This is a genomic window from Rhizobacter sp. P1_G5 (assembly GCF_056405435.1).
Genome location: NZ_JBFUCB010000574.1, coordinates 1 through 3893 on the forward strand (window position 1 = coordinate 1; position 3893 = coordinate 3893).

The 3893-nt window shown below is 63.2% G+C and carries 4 protein-coding genes; all 4 read left to right on the forward strand.

What is annotated here, in order from left to right:
• Positions 1–310 precede the first annotated feature (310 nt).
• Complete coding sequence (gene rpsL, locus AC1D12_RS27195) at positions 311–691, forward strand: 30S ribosomal protein S12 (RefSeq protein ID WP_047510966.1); 381 nt, start codon at positions 311–313, stop codon at positions 689–691.
• A gap of 177 nt (positions 692–868) precedes the next feature.
• Complete coding sequence (rpsG, locus tag AC1D12_RS27200; RefSeq protein WP_047510968.1) at positions 869–1339, forward strand: 30S ribosomal protein S7; 471 nt, start codon at positions 869–871, stop codon at positions 1337–1339.
• Positions 1340–1417: 78 nt separating this feature from the next.
• Positions 1418–3523, forward strand: a complete 2106-nt coding sequence (gene fusA / locus AC1D12_RS27205; protein WP_047510970.1) for an elongation factor G — start codon at positions 1418–1420, stop codon at positions 3521–3523.
• A gap of 127 nt (positions 3524–3650) precedes the next feature.
• The coding region (locus AC1D12_RS27210; RefSeq protein WP_477844143.1) for a GTP-binding protein at positions 3651–3893 on the forward strand (243 nt) is incomplete at its 3' end.

A 3893-nucleotide genomic window follows, 5' to 3' on the forward strand; every position in this document is an offset into this window, starting at 1 on the left:
GTCCGTCCAGCACGGCGCGGGGTGGGTCGAAGCGGAACACGGGTGCGGTCATATCCCTGGCTTGCGGGTGTACGGGGCTACGAATATAATCGCGGGCTTTTCGGCAGATTCTGCTTCGCTCTTTTGTCGGTCCGGCGCGTGGGTTCATGAATTCCACAAGCTGGTCGACCGGGCGGTCAACGATCCCGCAGCCTCGCGGTTCCATCGTTCGGCCACACGCCCAGGGAGGGCGCGACGCTTCTTCCGAGAGTGCTCAGGCCTCTACAACAGAGATCCGGGCAGTGACTTCAAACGGGAACAAGTTACCAACATGCCAACCATCAACCAACTCGTCCGTCTGGGCCGCGAGGTCGAGAAGACGAAGTCCAAATCCCCGGCGCTGCAGGGTGGACCCCAGCGCCGCGGTGTGTGCACTCGCGTGTACACCACCACCCCGAAGAAGCCGAACTCGGCGCTGCGTAAAGTGGCCAAGATTCGCCTGACCAACGGGTTCGAGATCATTTCCTACATCGGCGGCGAAGGCCACAACCTGCAAGAGCACAGCGTCGTGCTCGTGCGCGGCGGCCGCGTGAAGGATCTGCCGGGTGTTCGCTACCACATCGTGCGCGGCTCGCTCGACCTGCAAGGCGTGAAAGACCGCAAGCAGTCGCGTTCCAAGTACGGCGCGAAGCGTCCGAAGGCCGGCAAGTAAGCTGGTTCGTGAAGTCGTCATCGCGGGAGTGCAAGCTCCGGCATGGCGTGTTGCGGTTGCGGTGGGTGCAGATCCCGCCGGGCCGAGTAAGTGGAAGCCCGGGCGCCGGAAGCGCCTTCGTGGTGACCGCGGTGCAGGCAGCGATGCCCGCGCCAACTGAAGATAAAAGGAAGAGCAATGCCTCGTCGTCGCGAAGTACCCAAGCGTGAGATCCTCCCTGATCCGAAGTTCGGATCGGTCGACCTTTCCAAGTTCATGAACGTGATCATGGAGTCCGGCAAGAAGGCTATCGCCGAACGCATCATCTACGGTGCCCTGGAGCAGGTCGAGAAGAAGTCGGGCAAGGATCCGCTGGAGATCTTCACCGTCGCGCTGAACAACATCAAGCCGATGGTCGAAGTGAAGTCACGCCGCGTCGGCGGTGCGAACTACCAAGTTCCCGTGGAAGTTCGCCCCGTCCGCCGCGTGGCCCTGGCCATGCGCTGGCTGAAGGAATCGGCCCGCAAGCGCGGCGAGAAGTCGATGGCCCAGCGCCTCGCCAACGAACTGCTGGAGGCCGTCGAAGGCCGCGGCGGCGCGATGAAGAAGCGCGACGAAGTGCACCGCATGGCGGACGCCAACAAGGCGTTCTCGCACTTCCGCTTCTAAGAACGAAGTCCCCAGTCCAACGGCCGCTCTTCGGGTTTACGCGAACCCGCGAGCGGCCCCTGCTTTTGGAGTGCCATCATGGCCACCCGCAAGACCCCCATCGAGCGCTACCGCAACATCGGCATCTCGGCCCACATCGACGCCGGCAAGACCACGACCACCGAGCGCATCCTGTTCTACACGGGTGTGAACCACAAGATCGGTGAAGTGCACGATGGCGCTGCCACGATGGACTGGATGGAGCAGGAGCAGGAGCGCGGCATCACGATCACGTCGGCCGCGACGACCTGCTTCTGGAAGGGCATGGAGCTCAACCACCCCGAGCACCGCATCAACATCATCGACACCCCGGGGCACGTGGACTTCACGATCGAGGTCGAGCGCTCGATGCGCGTGCTCGACGGCGCCTGCATGGTGTACTGCGCCGTGGGTGGCGTGCAGCCCCAGTCGGAAACCGTCTGGCGCCAGGCCAACAAGTACAAGGTGCCGCGCCTCGCGTTCGTCAACAAGATGGACCGCACCGGCGCGAACTTCTACAAGGTCTATGACCAGATGAAGGCCCGCCTGAAGGCGAACCCGGTGCCCATCGTGATCCCGATCGGCGCTGAAGACGGCTTCAGCGGCGTGGTCGACCTGATCAAGATGAAGGCGATCATCTGGGACGAGGCCTCGCAGGGCATGAAGTTCGACTACAAGGACATCCCGGCCGAGCTGCAGGCAGACGCCAAGAAGTGGCGCGAGAACATGATCGAGGCCGCCGCTGAATCCAGCGAAGACCTGATGAACAAGTACCTCGAGTCGGGCGACCTGAGCGAAGCCGAGATCAAGCTGGGCATCCGCACCCGCACGATCGCGAGCGAGATCCAGCCGATGCTGTGCGGTACCGCCTTCAAGAACAAGGGCGTGCAACGCATGCTCGACGCGGTGATCGACTTCATGCCGTCGCCGATCGACATCCCGCCGGTGCCGGGCACCGACGAGGACGAGAAGGTCGTCACCCGCAAGGCCGACGACAACGAGAAGTTCGCCGCGCTGGCCTTCAAGCTGATGACCGACCCGTACGTCGGCCAGCTGACCTTCGTGCGCGTCTATTCGGGCGTGCTGAAGTCGGGCGACTCGGTCTACAACCCGATCCGCGGCAAGAAGGAGCGCATCGGCCGGATCCTGCAGATGCACGCCAACCAGCGTGAAGAAATCAAGGAAATCCTGGCCGGCGACATCGCCGCCTGCGTGGGCCTGAAGGACGTGACGACCGGCGAAACGCTGTGCGATCCCGACCACGTCATCACGCTCGAGAAGATGATCTTCCCGGAGCCGGTGATCTCGCAGGCCGTCGAGCCGAAGACCAAGGCCGACCAGGAAAAGATGGGCATCGCGCTGGGTCGCCTGGCGGCGGAAGATCCGTCGTTCCGCCTGCGCACCGACGAAGAGTCGGGCCAGACCATCATTTCCGGCATGGGCGAGTTGCACCTGGAAATCATCGTCGACCGCATGAAGCGCGAGTTCGGCGTGGAAGCCAACGTCGGCAAGCCGCAGGTGGCCTACCGCGAAACGATCCGCAAGTCGGCGACCGATGTCGAAGGCAAGTTCGTTCGCCAGTCGGGCGGCAAGGGCCAGTACGGCCACGTCGTGCTGAACATCGAGCCGCAGGAGCCGGGCAAGGGCTTCGAGTTCGTCGACGCCATCAAGGGCGGTGTCGTGCCGCGCGAATTCATCCCCGCGGTGAAGAAGGGCGTCGAAGACTCGCTGCCGAACGGCGTGCTGGCCGGCTTCCCGGTGGTCGACGTGAAGGTCACGCTGATCTTCGGTTCGTACCACGAGGTCGACTCGAACGAAAACGCGTTCAAGATGGCCGCGTCGCTGGGCTTCAAGGACGGCTGCCGCAAGGCCAGCCCGGTCATCCTCGAGCCGATGATGGCCGTGGAAGTCGAGACCCCGGAAGACTACGCCGGCAACGTGATGGGTGACCTGTCATCCCGCCGTGGCATGGTGCAGGGCATGGACGACATGCCTGGCGGCGGCAAGGTCATCAAGGCCGAGGTTCCGCTGTCGGAAATGTTCGGCTACTCGACCACGCTGCGCTCGATGTCGCAAGGCCGTGCCACGTACACGATGGAGTTCAAGCACTACGCCGAAGCTCCGAAGAACGTGGCCGACGCGATCATCACCGCACGCGGCAAGTAATTCAGTCAGTTAGACGAAGCCGGTCTTCGTCGTCTGCTTCGCGCGATGCCAGTGGCGCGCGAAACCAGTGGGCGGCGGAGACCTTAAACCCAGCACTGGAAGTGCTCTTTGATACGGAGAATCTGAAATGGCAAAAGGCAAATTCGAGCGGACCAAGCCGCACGTGAACGTTGGGACGATCGGTCACGTGGACCATGGCAAGACGACGCTGACGGCGGCGATCACGACGGTGCTGTCGGCGAAGTTCGGTGGTGAAGCGAAGGCGTACGACCAGATCGACGCGGCGCCGGAAGAGAAGGCACGCGGCATCACGATCAACACGGCGCACGTCGAGTACGAGACGGCGAACCGCCACTACGCACACGTCGAC